This window comes from Reyranella sp., assembly GCF_004296935.1.
GTDB lineage: Bacteria > Pseudomonadota > Alphaproteobacteria > Reyranellales > Reyranellaceae > Reyranella.
The window spans coordinates 14,548-30,640 of record NZ_SCVH01000141.1 but is presented as its reverse complement, the minus strand read 5'-3'; the positions used below and the strand labels follow the sequence as shown (position 1 = coordinate 30,640).

Annotated in this window: 15 protein-coding genes; 10 read left to right on the top strand and 5 right to left on the bottom strand. The window is 65.7% G+C overall.

Annotated elements, in window-relative coordinates; all coding sequences use genetic code 11:
- A partial coding sequence (locus EPO55_RS19835; protein WP_296338915.1) for an ABC transporter substrate-binding protein occupies positions 1 to 743 on the bottom strand: 743 nt, incomplete at its 3' end.
- Positions 744 to 1,001: 258 nt separating this feature from the next.
- Between EPO55_RS19835 and EPO55_RS19830 the strand changes: the two genes are divergently transcribed.
- Complete coding sequence (locus tag EPO55_RS19830) at positions 1,002 to 1,826, top strand: aspartate dehydrogenase (protein WP_296338914.1); 825 nt, start codon at positions 1,002 to 1,004, stop codon at positions 1,824 to 1,826.
- Positions 1,827 to 1,830: 4 nt separating this feature from the next.
- Here EPO55_RS19830 and EPO55_RS19825 read toward each other — a convergent pair whose 3' ends face one another.
- Positions 1,831 to 2,367 (bottom strand): Spy/CpxP family protein refolding chaperone, encoded by a 537-nt coding sequence (locus tag EPO55_RS19825; RefSeq protein WP_296338913.1) that lies wholly within the window; start codon positions 2,365 to 2,367, stop codon positions 1,831 to 1,833.
- Between the two features lie 77 nt (positions 2,368 to 2,444).
- Positions 2,445 to 3,980 carry a glycerol-3-phosphate dehydrogenase gene (gene glpD / locus EPO55_RS19820; protein WP_296338911.1) on the bottom strand — a complete coding sequence of 512 codons (1,536 nt, stop codon included), beginning with the start codon at positions 3,978 to 3,980 and terminating at the stop codon, positions 2,445 to 2,447.
- An 80-nt stretch (positions 3,981 to 4,060) separates the two neighbouring features.
- Between glpD and EPO55_RS19815 the strand changes: the two genes are divergently transcribed.
- From EPO55_RS19815 to EPO55_RS19790, 6 genes are all read left to right on the top strand, one after another.
- Positions 4,061 to 4,339, top strand: a complete 279-nt coding sequence (locus EPO55_RS19815) for a hypothetical protein (protein WP_296338910.1) — start codon at positions 4,061 to 4,063, stop codon at positions 4,337 to 4,339.
- A gap of 119 nt (positions 4,340 to 4,458) precedes the next feature.
- Positions 4,459 to 5,361: a glycine--tRNA ligase subunit alpha gene (locus tag EPO55_RS19810; protein ID WP_296338908.1), complete on the top strand. Its 903-nt coding sequence runs from the start codon at positions 4,459 to 4,461 to the stop codon at positions 5,359 to 5,361.
- Entirely contained in the window at positions 5,361 to 7,412 is a 2,052-nt protein-coding gene (glyS, locus tag EPO55_RS19805; protein WP_296338907.1) for a glycine--tRNA ligase subunit beta, read from the top strand. The genes EPO55_RS19810 and glyS overlap by 1 nt, the downstream gene beginning before the upstream one ends.
- A gap of 2 nt (positions 7,413 to 7,414) precedes the next feature.
- A complete protein-coding gene (gene ppdK / locus EPO55_RS19800; RefSeq protein WP_296338906.1) occupies positions 7,415 to 10,090 on the top strand; it encodes a pyruvate, phosphate dikinase in 2,676 nt (891 codons plus the stop codon).
- Positions 10,090 to 11,022, top strand: coding sequence for an ATP/GTP-binding protein (locus EPO55_RS19795; RefSeq protein ID WP_296338905.1), 933 nt, complete (start codon positions 10,090 to 10,092; stop codon positions 11,020 to 11,022). The genes ppdK and EPO55_RS19795 overlap by 1 nt, the downstream gene beginning before the upstream one ends.
- A complete protein-coding gene (locus EPO55_RS19790; RefSeq protein WP_296338903.1) occupies positions 11,019 to 11,456 on the top strand; it encodes an HIT family protein in 438 nt (145 codons plus the stop codon). Before EPO55_RS19795 ends, EPO55_RS19790 begins: the two co-directional genes overlap by 4 nt.
- Before the next feature lie 18 nt (positions 11,457 to 11,474).
- Here EPO55_RS19790 and EPO55_RS19785 read toward each other — a convergent pair whose 3' ends face one another.
- Positions 11,475 to 12,437, bottom strand: a complete 963-nt coding sequence (locus tag EPO55_RS19785; RefSeq protein ID WP_296338902.1) for a LysR family transcriptional regulator — start codon at positions 12,435 to 12,437, stop codon at positions 11,475 to 11,477.
- Between the two features lie 280 nt (positions 12,438 to 12,717).
- Here EPO55_RS19785 and EPO55_RS19780 point away from each other — a divergent pair, with 280 nt between their 5' ends.
- From EPO55_RS19780 to EPO55_RS19770, 3 genes are read left to right on the top strand one after another with little or no spacing between them, the layout of a single operon-like run.
- A complete protein-coding gene (locus EPO55_RS19780) occupies positions 12,718 to 13,971 on the top strand; it encodes a hypothetical protein (RefSeq protein WP_296338901.1) in 1,254 nt (417 codons plus the stop codon).
- Position 13,972: 1 nt separating this feature from the next.
- A complete protein-coding gene (locus EPO55_RS19775; protein WP_296338899.1) occupies positions 13,973 to 14,590 on the top strand; it encodes a GNAT family N-acetyltransferase in 618 nt (205 codons plus the stop codon).
- A gap of 11 nt (positions 14,591 to 14,601) precedes the next feature.
- Positions 14,602 to 15,168 carry a GNAT family N-acetyltransferase gene (locus EPO55_RS19770; protein WP_296338898.1) on the top strand — a complete coding sequence of 189 codons (567 nt, stop codon included), beginning with the start codon at positions 14,602 to 14,604 and terminating at the stop codon, positions 15,166 to 15,168.
- 185 nt (positions 15,169 to 15,353) lie between these two features.
- Here EPO55_RS19770 and EPO55_RS19765 read toward each other — a convergent pair whose 3' ends face one another.
- Complete coding sequence (locus tag EPO55_RS19765) at positions 15,354 to 16,067, bottom strand: DUF1028 domain-containing protein (RefSeq protein WP_296338897.1); 714 nt, start codon at positions 16,065 to 16,067, stop codon at positions 15,354 to 15,356.
- Positions 16,068 to 16,093: the final 26 nt, after the last annotated feature.

Below are 16,093 nucleotides of genomic sequence, written 5' to 3'. Positions count from 1 at the left end.
GCTCTTCCGATCTGCAGCCCGATCAGACCATCGAGGTAGGGCAGCGAGTTGCCCTCGGAGTCCGTCTCGTAGAAGTTCTCGAAGCGGACCAGCTCGCACCGGTCGAGGCGGCGCCACGACTTGAATTTGAATGGCCCGCAGTTGACCGGTTCCGTGTCGGCCTTGTCGGCGGCGCCCGGGGCCATCAGGTTCACCGGGTAATAGATGAGGTTGATGTCGAGCGCGACGTCCGGCTCCTTGAGGTGGAAGCGCACCGTATACTTGTCGTCCACCGTGACGCGCTCCACGCCGGACACCACCGAACGCGTGAAGGCGTGGCTGATCTTGGGATCCTTGATGCGCTCGATGTTCCACTTGACCGCTTCGGCGTCGATCGTCTCGCCGTTGTGGAATTCGGCGCCGCGCTTGAGCTTGAAGGTCCAGGTCTTGAGGTCGGCGGATGCATCCCAGGATTCGGCGATGGCCGGCTTGGGTTCCATCTTGTCGTCGAAGTCGACAAGTCCGCCGGTGATGCCGGTCAGTGGATGGGAGACGAAATAGATGATGTTGCGATGGGTATCTAGGCCCACCGAATCATCGCGCGTACCGAACCGCAGCGTGCCGCCGCGTTTGGGGTGCTTCTTGCCCGCCATGGCTACGCCAGGCAGACCGGCTAGGGCAGCGGTGCCGGCAAGCGCCGTCGTCGCCTTCAGGAACTTACGCCGTGTACTGTCGAGACCCCTGTTACGCGCTTCGTCGGTCATGGACGTCGCCTCCCAGATTTGTTGGTTTTGGGCCGCAGTTGGCTATGTGGGTGAACGCTTACTCGATCAACGCCTCCTGAATTGCGCCGCCAATTTGGGCTCCCGAGGCAACGCTGGGCACCCCGCAGTCTCGCGGCTCGGAACAGCCTGCCGTCATTCGATGTGAAGGTCAACGCCTTGGCCTGCGGTCTCGGGCGTAGTCGTAAGGCCTGGTCCGCCTCGCTATAGTTGCGACGTGCCGCGGCCTGAGGGGATCACATGGCGAAGAGCAAGAGACTGAAAATCGCACTGATCGGCTACGGCGCCATCAGCCAGATGCTGTTCGACATCTTTCGTGAGAAGAAGCCGCCGATCGATATCGTCGGGGTCCTGGTGCGGAAGGGCCGCATCGCCGCCACGCGCAAGAAGCTGGGCGCCAAGGTGGCCGTGGTCGACACGTTGAAGGCGCTGCTCAAGCTCAAGCCCGACGTCGTGGTCGAGGCGGCGAGCCAGCAGGCGGTGCGCGACTGGGGCGAGACGGTCCTCAAGAAGGGCTTCGACCTCATGGTGATCGCCACCGGCGCCTACGGCGATCCCAAGCTCTGGAAGAAGCATGTGAAGGCTGCCGAAAAGAGCGGCGCGCGGCTGCGCCTGCCGTCGGGTGCGATCGCCGGCCTTGACGGGTTGCTCGCCATGCGGCTCGGCAAGCTCAGCAAGGTGAAATACGTGTCGATCAAGCCGCCGCATGCCTGGACCGGCACGCCGGCCGAGACCGAATTCGACCTGCCGTCGATCAAGGAGCCGACGGTGATCTTTCGCGGCACACCGGCCGATGCCGGCCGACTCTATCCGAAGAACGCCAATCTCGCGGTGACGGTGGCGCTGTGCGGCGCCGGGCTCGAGCATACCGAGATCGAGCTGGTGGCCGATCCCACCCTGCCGCCCGGCACCAATGCCAGTCGCCTGGAGGTGGTGAGCGACTCCGGCGAACTCAACATGTATCGCCTCGGCCGCGCCATGCCGGACAATCCCAAGACCGGCGTGCTGACCGCCCTCACCATGGCGGACGACCTGATGAAGATCGTCCGCTCAAGCGATTGGTGAGTCCTTACCGCGGGCCGTGGTCGCCCATCCGGCCCATGGCGCCCATCATCCGGCCACGCGGCCGGTCGAGCACCGCCTTCTGCTCCGGCGACAGCACGGCATAGAGCGCCACGAGCGTGGGCTTCACCGCCTCGATCGAGGCGACGCGGGCCTTCATGGCGCTCTCTTCCATCGACAGGCGATCGACGTAGTTGGGACGCTCCTTCAGCTCGACCGGCAGCGTCGTGCAGCGCGCGGTGGCCTTGGCGCTGGCCTCGTCGGAGGCCTTCTCGAAGGCGTTCCAGGCGGTCATCTGTTCCGGCTTCAGCTCGAGCCTGGCCTTGAGATAGGCGCGGTTGCCGATGCGGCGCGCGACCTGGTCCTGGCACATGGCCTGGGGCGAGAAGGTGCGGCCTGAACCGGCGGCCGGCGGCGCGGCCTGGGCAAGTTCCAGCACGTCGTCGAGATCGGCGTCGAGGGCCGAAGCGGGACTGCTGAACGCAAAGCCCGCCGCCAGGACGAAGGCGGTCGGCACGGCCAGAAGCAGGGGACGAAGGTTCATGTTGGACCTCACCGGAAAGGGGGTTGTCTCGATCATACGGCTAGCCCGGGCCGAACGTGCCCGCGGCGAAGGTTAAGTTATGTAAAGTTAGGGCGCTGCTCGGCTATCCAGCGTGCGAATGCGTCGCGCTCGGCCTCGGTCATGTGCAATCCCTCCTTGGTCCGGCGCCACAGGACGTCCTCGGCCTCGACCGCCCATTCGTCGCGGATCAGGTAGCGGACCTCGACTTCGTAGAGATGGCCGCCGAAATGACGGCCGAGATCGGCCACCGTCTTCACGTGTTCCAGAAGTTCGCCCAGGCCCGAGCCGTGCCGACGCGCCAGTACGCGGACCAGCTCCCGGGGCAGACCGGGCTTGGTCTGGGCCGCGCCCTCGACGAAGCGGTCGAAAGCCTCCTCGAAGGTCGGCGCATCGGCCAGTTCGCCGTCGAACACCGCCCGCGTCGCGGTCCAGGCGGCGCCCATGCGGGGGAAATAGGGATTTAGATCCGCGAGCGCATGTTCGGCGAGGCGGCGGTAGGTCGTGATCTTGCCGCCGAACACCGAGAGCAGCGGTGCAGTACCAACAACGCCATCCACTTCGAGATGATAGTCGCGCGTCACCGCCGAGGGATCGTCGCCGCCGTCGTCGAACAGCGGGCGCACGCCGGAATAGGTCCAGACGACGTCGGCCGGTGTCAACGGCTTCTGCATGTAGTGTCCGGCGATCTCGCAGAGATAGGCGATCTCCTCGGGCGTGCAGACCGGCCTCTCGCCGAACTCGGCGGGAATGTCGGTGGTGCCAATCACCGAGAAGTCGCGCTCGTAGGGAATGACGAAGACGATGCGATTGTCGCTGTTCTGCAGGATGAAGGCATGATTGCCCTCGTAGAGCCGCGGCACCACGATATGGCTGCCCTTGATCAGGCGCACGCGCTTGGTGGTGCGGATGGGAGTCTGCTCATCGAGGAAGTGTTTGACCCAGGGGCCGGCGGCGTTGACCAGGCCGCACGCCTTGAGATGGACCGTGCCGCCGGTGGGGCTGGCGAGCTCGATATGCCAGAGCCTGCCGTCGTCGCTGCGCCGGGCCGAGACGCAGCGGTGGCGGGCGAAGATGCGGGCCCCCATCTCGCGCGCCGACTTCAGGTTGGCGATCACCAGGCGGGCGTCGTCGACCCAGGCGTCGGAATAGACGAAGCCCTTTTTGAACGACGGCTTCAGCCCGGCGCCGTACTTCGAGGTCGGCAGGTCGACCGCCTGGGACTTGGGGAGCGTCATGTGCCAGTCGAGATGGTCGTAGAGGAAGAGGCCGAGCCGCAGCATCCAGCGCGGCCTGAGATGCGGCTCGTGCGGCAGCACGAAGCGCAGGGGGAAAGCCAGGTGCGGCGCCTTGGCCAGCAGCACCTCGCGCTCCATCAGCGCCTCGCGCACCAGCCGGAATTCGTAGTGCTCGAGGTAGCGCAGGCCGCCGTGGATCAGCTTGGTCGAGGCCGAGGAGGTGGCGCTGGCGAAATCGTTCATTTCGCAGAGCCCGACCTTCAGCGACCGTCCGACCGCATCGCAGGCGATGCCCGCCCCGTTGATCCCGCCGCCGACCACGAACAGGTCGAGCGGGGCGTCCTCCCTCGCTTCCATGCCCGATCCTATAGCGGGGGCCGGCTCGGGAGGCGAGCCGGCTGCTTGACCGGATTGCAGGGTGTGCGCACAAGCGACCCATGGGCCTGTTGCTGAAACTCGCGCTGCTCGGTGTGGCGCTCTACGCGGCGTATAAGACCTTCTCCCGCTGGAAAGGTCTGTACGACCGATTTGTCGGTCCGCCGCCGGCCCCGCCGAAGCCGGCGCCGCCGCCGCGTGCGCCCGAGCCCGCTCCCACGACCCAAGCAGCCCAGGCCCGGCCCAAGGTGATCGAAGAGACCGTCCAATGCGCGGGCTGCGGTGCCTATGTTTCGACCGCTGCCGAAAAATGCGGCCATTGCGGCCGTCCCCTGCCATAAGGCCGCAGCGGGCCGCCTGGATGCTTGACCAAGGTAGGGGCCGCACCTATTTTGCCGCACCGCAAAAACAGCCTTAAGTCGCGGAAACAAAAGGCCTTCTTGAGCCTCGGGGAAATCCGGTGTCCGACCTGTCGCCGACACGCGCCAAGCCGACGTCCTTCCAGGAACTCATCCTCACCCTGCAGGACTACTGGGCTGGACAGGGCTGCCTGATCCTGCAGCCGTTCGACATGGAGATGGGCGCCGGCACCTTCCACACGGCCACAACCTTGCGCGCGCTGGGGCCGAAGCCCTGGTACGCGGCCTATGTACAGCCGTGCCGGCGGCCGGGCGACGGCCGCTATGGCGAGAACCCCATGCGGTTGCAGCACTACTATCAGTTCCAGGCGATCCTGAAGCCATCGCCGCCCGACATTCTCGAACGCTATCTGGGTTCTCTGGAGGCGATCGGCATCGATACGACCCTGCACGACATCCGCTTCGTCGAGGACGACTGGGAGAGCCCGACCCTGGGTGCCTGGGGACTGGGCTGGGAGGTCTGGTGCGACGGCTCGGAGATCAGCCAGTTTACCTACTTCCAGCAGGTGGGTGGCATCGAGGTCGACATGGTCGCGGGCGAGATCACCTACGGACTTGAGCGCCTCGCCATGTACCTGTTCGACAAGAAGTCGATCTACGAGCTGCCGTACAACTCTGCCTCCTCGGAGGTGCCGCTCAGCTACGGCGACGTCTTTCTGCAGAACGAGCGGGAGCAGTCGGCCTACAATTTCGAGCATGCCGACACCGACATGCTGTTCCGGCATTTCGCCGATGCCGAGAGGGAATGCGGCAAGCTCGTCGAGAAGAAGCTGCCACTGCCGGCCTATGAGCAGTGCATCAAGGCGAGCCACACCTTCAACCTGCTCGATGCGCGCGGCGTCATCAGCGTGACCGAGCGACAGAGTTTCATCCTGCGCGTGCGCGATCTCGCCAAGGCGTGCTGCGAGGCGTGGCTCGCAACGCAGACGGCGAAGGCCGCGTGATGGCCGAGCTACTCCTCGAACTTCTTTCGGAAGAGATTCCCGCGCGCATGCAGACGCGGGCGGCCGACGATCTAAAACGTCTGGTCGGCGACGGCATGAAAGCCATCGGACTTTCGTTCACCGGCGCGCGGGCCTTCGCGACGCCACGCCGGCTGGCGTTGGTGGTCGAGGGCCTGCCCGTCGTGCGCGAGGATGTGAGCGAGGAAAAGCGCGGCCCCCGCGTCGGCGCGCCGGACCAGGCGGTTCAGGGGTTCCTGAAAGGTGCGGGCCTCACCTCGCTCGATCAGGCCGAGAAGCGCGATACCGGCAAGGGTGAGTTCTGGTTCGCCGTGATCAACAAGAAGGGCGGGCCGACGGCCGAAGCGCTGCCTGGCGTCATCGAAGCTGCGATGAAGGCACTGCCCTGGCCCAAATCGATGAAGTGGGGCAGCGGCACGATGCTGTGGGTGCGGCCGCTGCAATCCATCGTGGCGCTGTTCGACGGCAAGGTTCTGGCCGGCGAGATCGCCCTGGGCGGCCAGATGGCGCCGATCAAGTTTGGCGACACCACGCGAGGGCATCGCTTCCTGAGCAAGGGCGACTTCAAGGTCGCGAGCTTTGCCGACTACGCCGCCAAGCTCAAGGCCGCGCACGTCGTGCTCGATCCGGCGGAACGCAAGAAGATCATCCTCGATGGTGCATCGAGCCTCTGTGTCGGAGCGCAGGTCGCGCTCAAGGCCGATGAAGGATTGCTCGACGAAGTGGCAGGCCTGGTCGAGTGGCCGGTGCCGCTGCTCGGCACCATCGACGCCAAATTCATGGACGTTCCGCCCGAGGTGCTGATCGTCTCGATGAAGACGCACCAGCGTTACTTCGCGACGACCAAGGCAGATGGCACGCTCACCAATCGGTTCGTCGTGGTGGCCAACAATGTGGCGCGCGACGGCGGCAAGGTGATCGCCGAAGGCAACGAGCGCGTGCTGCGCGCCAGGCTCTCCGACGCAAAGTTCTTCTGGGATCAGGACCGCAAGACAACCCTGGAAAGCCGGCTGCCGGCGTTGAAGGGCATCGTCTTCCACGCCAAGCTCGGGACGCAGGCCGAGCGGGTCGAGCGTATCGCCAAGCTGGCGGGCGAGATCGCGGCGTTCGTGCCGGGCGCCGACGCAGGGCAGGTCCAGCAGGCGGCGCGTCTCGCCAAGGCCGATCTCGTGACCGGCATGGTGGGCGAGTTCCCCGAGCTGCAGGGCGTCATGGGCCGCTACTATGCGCTCGGCGAAAAGCTGCCGGCGGCGGTGGCCGATGCAATTGGCGATCACTATTCGCCGGCCGGTCCGAACGACCGTTGCCCGTCTGCGCCGGTGTCGATTGCCGTGGCGTTGGCCGACAAGCTCGATGCGCTCACGAGCTTCTGGGCAATCGGCGAGAAGCCGACCGGCTCGCGCGATCCCTTTGCGCTGCGACGCGCGGCGCTGGGCGTCATCCGGATCGTGGTCGAGAACAAGATCCGCCTGCCGCTCGGCAAGTTCTTCAAGGCCGGCGACCTGATGGAATTCTTTGCCGACCGCCTCAAGTTACAGGTGCGCGAGAAGGGCGGGCGGCACGACGTTGTCGATGCGGTCTTTGCCCTGGGCGGCGAGGACGATCTGGTCCGTCTGTTGGCGCGCGTGGAAGCGCTGCAGGCGTTCCTCGGCACTGAAGCGGGCAAGAACCTGCTGACGGGCTACGGCCGTGCGGCCAACATCGTTCGTGCCGAAGAGAAGAAGGACAAGGGACTGACGGCCAGGATCACCGGCGCTCCCGATGCGGCGCTGCTGGAGCAGGCCGAGGAGAAGGCCGTCGCTGCCGTACTGACCGAGGTCGAGGGCGCGCTGAAGCCGGCGCTGGCTGCCGAGGATTTCACCGCCGCGATGGCAGCCTTCGCGGGTCTGCGCGCGCCGATCGACGCCTTTTTCGACAAGGTCACGGTGAACGTCACCGATAAGCCTGAATTGCGCCTGAACAGGCTCAAACTGCTCAACCAGATTCGCGCCACCATGGATTCGGTGGCGGATTTTTCGAAGATCGAGGGCTGAGAATGGCCAAGTGGGTTTATTGTTTCGGGGACGGCAAGGCCGAGGGCGGCGCGGAGATGCGCAATCTCCTGGGCGGCAAGGGCGCCAATCTGGCGGAGATGTCGAGCCTCGGCCTGCCGGTGCCGCCAGGTTTCACCATCACCACCGAGGTCTGTAACTGGCACCATGCCAACAACAGCGCCTATCCGCCCGAGCTCAAGGACGAGGTCGAGGCGGGCCTCGCCACGATCGAGAAGATCCTGGGCGCCGGGTTCGGTGACGCCAACAACCCGTTGCTGGTCTCGGTGCGCTCCGGTGCCCGCGCCTCGATGCCGGGCATGATGGACACCGTGCTCAATCTCGGCCTCAACGACCGCACCGTGCTCGGACTCGGGAAATCGTCGGGCGACGAGCGCTTCGCCTACGACAGTTACCGCCGCTTCATCCAGATGTACTCCAATGTCGTGCTCGACGTCGGGCACCACTATTTCGAAGAAGCGCTGGAGCTCAAGAAAGAGGATCTCGGTGTCCACATGGACACCGACCTCAAGGCCGACGACTGGCGCGCCATCGTCGCCCAGTACAAGAAGATCGTCGAGAAGCGCACCGGCAAGCCGTTCCCGCAGGAGCCGCGCGAGCAGCTCTGGGGCGCGGTCGGTGCGGTGTTCAACTCGTGGATGAACCAGCGCGCCATCACCTACCGGCGCCTGCATGCGATCCCCGAGAGCTGGGGTACCGCGGTCAACGTCCAGGCGATGGTATTCGGCAACATGGGCGAGGATTGCGCCACCGGTGTCGCCTTCACGCGCGATCCCTCGACGGGCGCCAACCTGTTCTACGGCGAGTATCTCGTGAACGCCCAGGGCGAAGACGTGGTTGCCGGCATCCGCACGCCGCAGCATCTGACGGTGCAGGGCAAGCTGGCCCAGAAGTCCGATGCGCCGGCGATGGAAGAGGTGATGCCGGAGGTCTTCGGACAGCTCGATGCCATTCGCCACAAGCTCGAGGCTCACTACCGCGACATGCAGGACATCGAGTTCACCGTGCAGCGCGGCAAGCTCTATATGCTGCAGACGCGCAATGGCAAGCGCACGGCGAAGGCCGCGCTGAAGATTGCCGTCGACATGGTGCGCGACGGCCTGATCGACAAGAAAGAGGCCGTGGCGCGCATCGTGCCGGCCTCGCTCGATCAGCTCCTGCATCCGACGTTGGACCCCAAGGCAACGCGCAAGGTGATCGCCAAGGGGCTGCCGGCATCACCGGGCGCGGCCTCGGGCAAGATCGTGTTCACCGCCGACGAGGCGGAAAAGCAGGCACGGGCTGGCGAGAAGGTCATTCTGGTGCGCCGCGAGACCAGCCCCGAGGACATCCACGGCATGAATGCCGCGCAAGGCATCCTGACCTCGACTGGCGGCATGACCAGCCACGCCGCCGTGGTGGCGCGCGGCATGGGCAAGCCCTGCATCGCTGGCGCCGGCGACGTGCGCATCGATGGCGCCGCCGGCACGCTCAGCGTCCGCGGCACCGTCGTCAAGACGGGCGAGTTCCTCACCCTCGACGGCACCACCGGCGAGATCATGCTGGGTGTCGTGCCGACGGTTCAGCCCGAGCTCAGCGGCGATTTTGCCGAGCTCATGGCCTGGGCCGATGAGTTCCGCACCTTGGGCATCCGTGCCAACGCCGAGACGCCGACCGACGCGGGCCAGGCCCGCAAGTTCGGCGCCGAGGGCATCGGCCTTTGCCGCACCGAGCACATGTTCTTCGAGGGCGAGCGCATCGTTGCGGTGCGCGAGATGATCCTGGCCGACGACGAGAAGGCCCGCCGCATCGCGCTCGGCAAGATCCAGCCGATGCAGCGCCAGGACTTCGTCGCGCTGTTCGAGATCATGGCCGGTCTCCCGGTCACCATCCGCCTGCTCGATCCGCCGCTGCACGAGTTCCTGCCCAAGACCCAGGCCGACATGGAACAGGTGGCCAAGGACATCGGCGTATCGGTAACCGAGATCGAGGCCCGGGCCAACAAGCTGCACGAGTTCAATCCCATGCTCGGCCATCGCGGCGTGCGGCTCGGTATCTCCTATCCCGAGATCTACGAGATGCAGGCCCGCGCCATCTTCGAGGCCGTGGCCGAGGTCCAGAAGAAGCACGGCAAGACGGTGATTCCCGAGATCATGATCCCGCTGGTTGCGACCCGGAAGGAACTCGACCTGATGAAGGCGGTGATCGACCAGGTCGCCTCCGAGGTCGGCCAGCTGTCGGGCGAGAAGCTGGAGTATCTGGTCGGTACCATGATCGAGTTGCCGCGCGCGGCGTTGCGCGCCGGCGACATTGCCGGATCGGCCGAGTTCTTCAGCTTCGGCACCAACGACCTGACGCAGACCACGTTCGGCCTGAGCCGCGACGATTCGGCGTCGTTCCTGGAGAAGTACCAGCAGCGTGGCATCTTCGAGCACGATCCCTTCGCCTCGCTCGACATCGAGGGCGTCGGTGAACTGATCGAGATCGCCTGCGAGCGCGGCCGCAAGGCCCGGCCCGGCCTCAAGCTCGGCATCTGCGGCGAGCATGGCGGCGATCCGGCTTCGGTGTTCTTCTGCCACAAGGCCGGCCTCGACTACGTCTCGTGCTCGCCCTACCGCGTGCCGATCGCGCGGCTCGCCGCGGCCCAGGCGGCACTGGGCGGTCCGCTCAAGACGGAATGATGCTTCAGGCGCTCCGTGATGGTGGCAAGCGGGCGCTGGCTTCGGCGCTGGCCGCCCTGGAGCGCGATCCCGAGAATGCCACGACCCAGGCCTTGCTCGATGCCGCCTGGCGCCAGCCGTGTGCTCACGTGGTCGGCGTCACCGGCCCGCCCGGCGTCGGCAAATCCTCGCTCTGCGCGGCGCTGGTCTCGGCCTGGCGCAAGGATGGCAAGAGCGTCGGCATCATTGCGGTTGATCCTTCCTCGAAGGTCAGCGGCGGCGCGCTGCTGGGCGATCGCATGCGCATCGTCCACGACTCCGCGGACGACGGCGTGTTCGTGCGCTCGATGGCGGCGCGTGACCGGCTGGGCGGGCTCGCCGGTCAGACGGTGGCCGCAATGGTCGTGATGCGCGCCCTGTTCGACCGCGTGCTGATCGAGACCGTGGGCGTCGGTCAGTCGGAGACCGACGTGGCGGGTGTGGCCGACACCGTCGTGTTCTGTGTCCAGCCGGGTTCCGGGGATTCCCTGCAGTTCATGAAGGCCGGCATCGTCGAGATTCCGCACTTGATCGTCGTCACCAAGGCCGATCTTGGCAGCGCCGCCGAGCGGGCGCGGGCCGACGTGGCGGGCGCGTTGTCGCTCGCCGTCGCGGGTGCCGGCGACGACTGGCCGCTGAAAGCGCTAGCGGTGTCGTCGCGCAGCGGCGCCGGCATGGACGGGCTGGTGGAGGCGCTGGAGGCCCATCGCCGGCATCTCGCTGTCGAAGGCAGGCTGGCGATCGCCCGTCATCGCCAGAGCGAGGGCTGGATCGCGGAGTCGCTGCGCGAGCGCTTCGGCAGCGAGGGGATTGCCAGGCTCGGCCGTCTCGGCTTCGATCTCGCCCTGGCGCCCGGCGGCCAGCCGTTCGAGCAGCTGCGCGTGCTGGGCAAGGCACTGGGAGAGGTACGATGAGCAATCCGGGGAACCATCCGACCGACGGAAGCTGCATCTTCTGCAAGATCGTCGCGGGCCAGATCCCGTGCTTCAAGCTGCTCGAGGACGACATGACGATCGCCTTCATGGACATCAACCCGGTCAATCCGGGTCACGCACTGGCAGTCGCCAAGGGCCACTGGCCGACGGTCGATGTCATTCCGGCCGAGGTGCTGGCCGCCGTTGCCAAGACCGCACAGCGCGTCGCCAAGGCCGTGATCGGCGAACTTAAGCCGCACGGCGTAAACCTGCTGCAGGCCAACGGCGAGGGCGCTGGGCAGAGCGTCCCGCACCTGCACATCCACATCATGCCGCGCCGCCCGAACGACGGGGTGGCGCTCAACTGGGAATACACGCCCGGCGACAAGGCCGGGATCGAGGCGATCTACAAGCGACTGAAGGCGGTGCTGTAGATCAGGACGCCTCTCTGGTCAGGAAGCGACGAGGGCGGCGTTGCGGTGCTGCGAGAGGCTGAACCACTCGCGTTCGTCCTGGTGGAATCTCTCGCGGATGTAGTCGATCACGGCGCGGATGCGGGCGCCCTTGTTGGTTTCCTCGTGCGACACCAGCCAGATATCGCGGGTGATGTTGAGGTCGATGGGGGCCTCGATGAGGTTCTCGCCCTTCCGGCTGTAGCTCGGGAAGACCGACAATCCCCACGATGCCTTCACCGCTTCCATCGCCGAGTGCGAGGAGTTGGTGCGCAGAACGACGCTGGAGCTGCGCTCGACGACCTCCGTCCACGCCTTCATGGCCGGCAGGCTGTGCAGCGTGGTGTGGTCGACGATGTGATGTTCGTTCAGGTCCTCGAGCCTCTGCGGCAGGCCATACTGCTCGATGTAGGCCGGGGCGGCGAAGATCGACATGTTGAACTGACCGACCCGGGCGGCAACGAGCTGGTTGGACGTCGGGCGGAAGAAGCGGATGGCGAGGTCGGCCTGGCGCGTGGCGAGGTCGAGCACCTGGTCACCCACGATCACCTGGACGACGATGTCGGAGTGGAGCCGGCGCAGTTCGGACAGGCGCGGGACTAGCCACTGCGCGGCAAGACCTTCGGTGGCGGCGACGCGCACGATGCCAGCCATTTCGCGGTCGAGGCCGGCCAGATGCCGCTCGATCGACGTCGCATTCGACATCATCGACTCGGCCTGCATGAGCACGCCGCGGGCAGCCGGCGTCACTTCCATGCCGTGACGGTGGCGATCGAACAGCTTGGCGCCCAGCCGGCGCTCAAGCGCCTGAATGCGTCGACCGACGGTCGTTTGCTTGGTATTGAGTTGCGTGGCGGCGGCGCTGAAGCTGCCGGTTTTTGCAACCGCCAAGAAAAAACGCACGTCGTCCCAGTCGCCGAGAATGTTCGGCGCTTTGTTTTTGCGTGGGGGAGTCGTGACCATCGTAACAATCGATACAATATGGTTGTCGGCCTAAAGTTTACTTGGCACTGGCCTCGTGGTTTATCTTACATCATTGCAGATGAAACGTCGTTTTCTGTCTCAATCGTAGGGTATTAGACGACTTTTTTCACCATCCGTATAGGCCCCAGTAGCCCTTATTTAGTTCCCGTATTCGTTAGTCAATCTATCTGTTGTGGATATCCCGATTGACGGGTCGTAAACGGGCGAGGGTGTTTCTGTGGCCGTAATCGGCTCAGACAGTGAAACGACGAAGCTGTCGATGACCGTCGACAGGTTCATCCGCTACGTGCGCAGTCCCTCGACGCGCATGGCGGCCTTTGCCGCCCTACTTTCATACCTGAGCTATGCGTATGCGCACGGCAGTTGGGCTAACCCGGCCCTGATCGGCGTGTCAGTCTTCGTCGGGGTGTTCATGCCGAGCTACGCCAAGCTCAGCAATAAAGCCGATCTGTGGGCCAGCAACCGCTTCGGGTTTGTTACGGCCGGCCGGCTCGGGCGATTCATCCCGCAGTACGTGTTCAACCTGGCGGTGTTCGGGGTCTTGCTGTGGGGAGGTGCGCTGAATCGCGACGGCATCGCGTCGGTGGGCGGGTTCGCTTTGGCCGCACTCGTCACGACGCTTGCCTCGCAAGGCCTTCAGTATCTCGGCATGTACCTGGTCTCGCGCGGCGTCGGCGACGCCAACCGCAACGTGCTGGTGGGTCTGTCGATCAACATCGTCCTGACTTCGTTCGGGACCGCCGGCCTGCCGATCGCCCGCGAGGCCTTCCTGGTCATGGGCTTCGGCTTCGGCATCCTGCTGTTCGGCATCGGGCTCTTGTCGGATCTCCGTTCGCTGTTTGCCCCCAAGGGCGGCATCGGGCTCTTTTTCGGCACCTTCAATCCCTTCCACAACACCCATCTGGCCCTGGTGCGACGGGCGCTCGAAGAGCGCGGCCTCGACAAGATCGTGATCCATCCGACCCTCGTGCCGCGGATACATGCAGATGCGTTCCGCAAGGGCGAACTCCGGGTAGCGCGGCTGGAGAGCGGATTCCAAATCTACGAGACCACCGACAAGGCCGACTCGAATGTCGACTACTTTCCGACCGGCCGGATGTTCCTGCCGCCCGAGACGCGAAAGGTGCTGATCGACCTCGCGATGGCCGAGGCCGGCCTGCACAATCGCGTCGAAGTCGTCTTCTTCCGCGAGACCTACAACAAGAAGGGCTTCCATGGCGTGATCGCCGAGCTCAAGAAGGCTCACCCGGGAGCCCGCCTGCATGGCCTGCACGGCACCGACAACGGCGGCATGTACGTGCGCCAGATCTACGACGAATGCGGCTGGATCTATCCGTGGCGCGTGCTGCGCCGCGATGGCGTGTCGGCGACGGCGATCCGAAAGGGCGCCAAGGGAATGACGTCGGTCGTGGTGACCGACGTGCTCGCGCAACTGTCTGCAAATGTTCCGGTGGTGACGGCTGGGGGCCGCCGCTTCCGGAATGACAACGGAGTACTGACCGAGGGGGACTAGCATGACCGTGCAACAGCCGGTCGGGGTGTCGAACCATCCCGTCGTGACCATCAAGCTTGCGTCTACATCAGACGAACTCATGCAGTGTTACATGCTGCGCGCCGCCGTGTTCATGGGCGAGCAGGCCTGCCCCTATGGGGAGGAGTTCGACGGCAACGACTACACCGCGTCGCACGTCATCATGTACGTCGACGGCGAGCCCGCCGGCTCGATGCGGCTCCGCTGGTTCCAGTCGTTCTGCAAGTTCGAGCGCTGCGTCGTGCTGCGGCCGTTCCGTGGCCTCGGCATCCACCACGAGATCAACGCCTGGTGCAAGGACTTCGCGCGGCGCAAGGGCTACACCAAGATCTATCTGCACCTTCAGCGGCGGCACATGCCGATGATGGAGAAGGAAGGCTTCCGTCGCGTCGACGACAGGGTCTTCAACTTTTCCGACCATGAGTACTACGCGGTCTATTGCGAGCTCGAACCGGTGGCGGACGCCGTCAGGCTCGAGACCGAGCCGATGGTCATGAACCGGCCGGAAGACCGCCTTGACCACCTGGGTGTCCTGGAGAAATCGGCGGCGCGCGGCGCGTCCAACCCGCATGCACCGCGCGTCGAAAGACGCGTGAATTGAGGAGATGTGAGATGAACGCAATCGCACAATCGATCGGCGGCGAAGCCATCACGACCAAGCTCGCCATGAAGATGGAGGACTCGCTGCACGCCTTCGCGGTGCGGGCGGCGTGCTTCATCGGCGAACTCGACATGCCGTACTCCGAGGAGTTCGACGGCCACGACTTCGGCGCCACCCATGTCATCGCCTATGTCGGCGAGGAGCCGGCGGGTACCGTCCGCGTGCGCTGGTTCCAGTCGTTCGCCATGGCGGAGCGGCTGGCCGTCATCCAGCGCTACCGCGGCCACAACATCGGGCAGATGCTGCTCGAGCGTTGCCGCAAGTTGGCCGAGGGGCGGGGCTGCAACATGCTGTATGTCCAGGCGCTGCCGGGCGACGTGAAGTACTGGGAGAAGCAGGGCTGGCGCCGGCTGGTCTCCGAGGAGGCGAGCTCGGGCGCCAAGCGGATCGTGGCGATGATCAAGGCCGTCGATCCGAGCAAGCCCCTGCCCGACGTCGAGGCGCCCGAGTCGATCGTGCTGCGTCCCGAACCGCAGCTCGACTCCACCGGCCTGCCGCGGGGCAGCGCTTCGAACTGATCATCGACGAAAGGAATGGCGTCGCACAGGGCCGCTGTCAGGCCTGGCCGCTTCTCGGGGGAGAGCGTCCGGCGGGCGGTCCCGCCGGGGGGCTACGCGACGTCGCCTGCCCGTCCGCGCATCGGCTACGACCGGTGCGCGGACGCGGCAACGGTCCAAGGCTGATGCGGTCCACAAAGGATGGGCTATTTCTGCTCGGCCGCCAGGCTCCGTGCGATGCCGGCGTCGATCTCGGCGCGGTCGAAGATGCCGGCCGGATTCTCGCGGGTGGCCGTGAAGGCGCGGAAGTGTGTCCAGCGTTCGCGGCTCACCGCCTCAAGTCGCGCGAGCTCCAGCAGCGGTTCGATGTGGTCGTCGACCCTGAGGTCGAGTTCGGAATATTCCTGCTCGCCGTAGATGACGAGGGCGGCCGACTGCTTGCCGCGCTTGTCGCCGCCGGCGGCCTCGCCGGCCCTCATGGCGGCGATCAGGCGGCGCGGCAGGGCGAGGTCGGTGCGCTCGCGCAGGACGCGGACCGTCTCCGACACGACGCCGGGCCCGGCCAGCATGTTGCCGGCGACCGACATGTCGTCGCCGGTCCAGTGGCCGCACCAGGGTACGCACTCGGCCCCAGTATGGGCGGCGAAACGGCCATCGGCACCCATGACGTGGAGCTGGCGGTGGTCGCGGCCGGCGTCCGGCGCGATCAGAAGGCGCACGATGTCGACGGCGCCGACGCCCTCGCGGATCAGCCGGAGCCCGCGCGGGCCGTAGAGCGGGTTGGTCAGCGCCTGGGTGCAGACCGCGCCCTTCCGCGGCTCGATGTTGGGCACGCGTGCGCCCACGGCAAAGAACTTGGTCGCGACGGCGATGCCGATGCGGCCGGTCGAACGCTCGTGGAAAATGATCGACCAGGTCATGCCGTCGTCAGCGCTCCTTCGTCAAG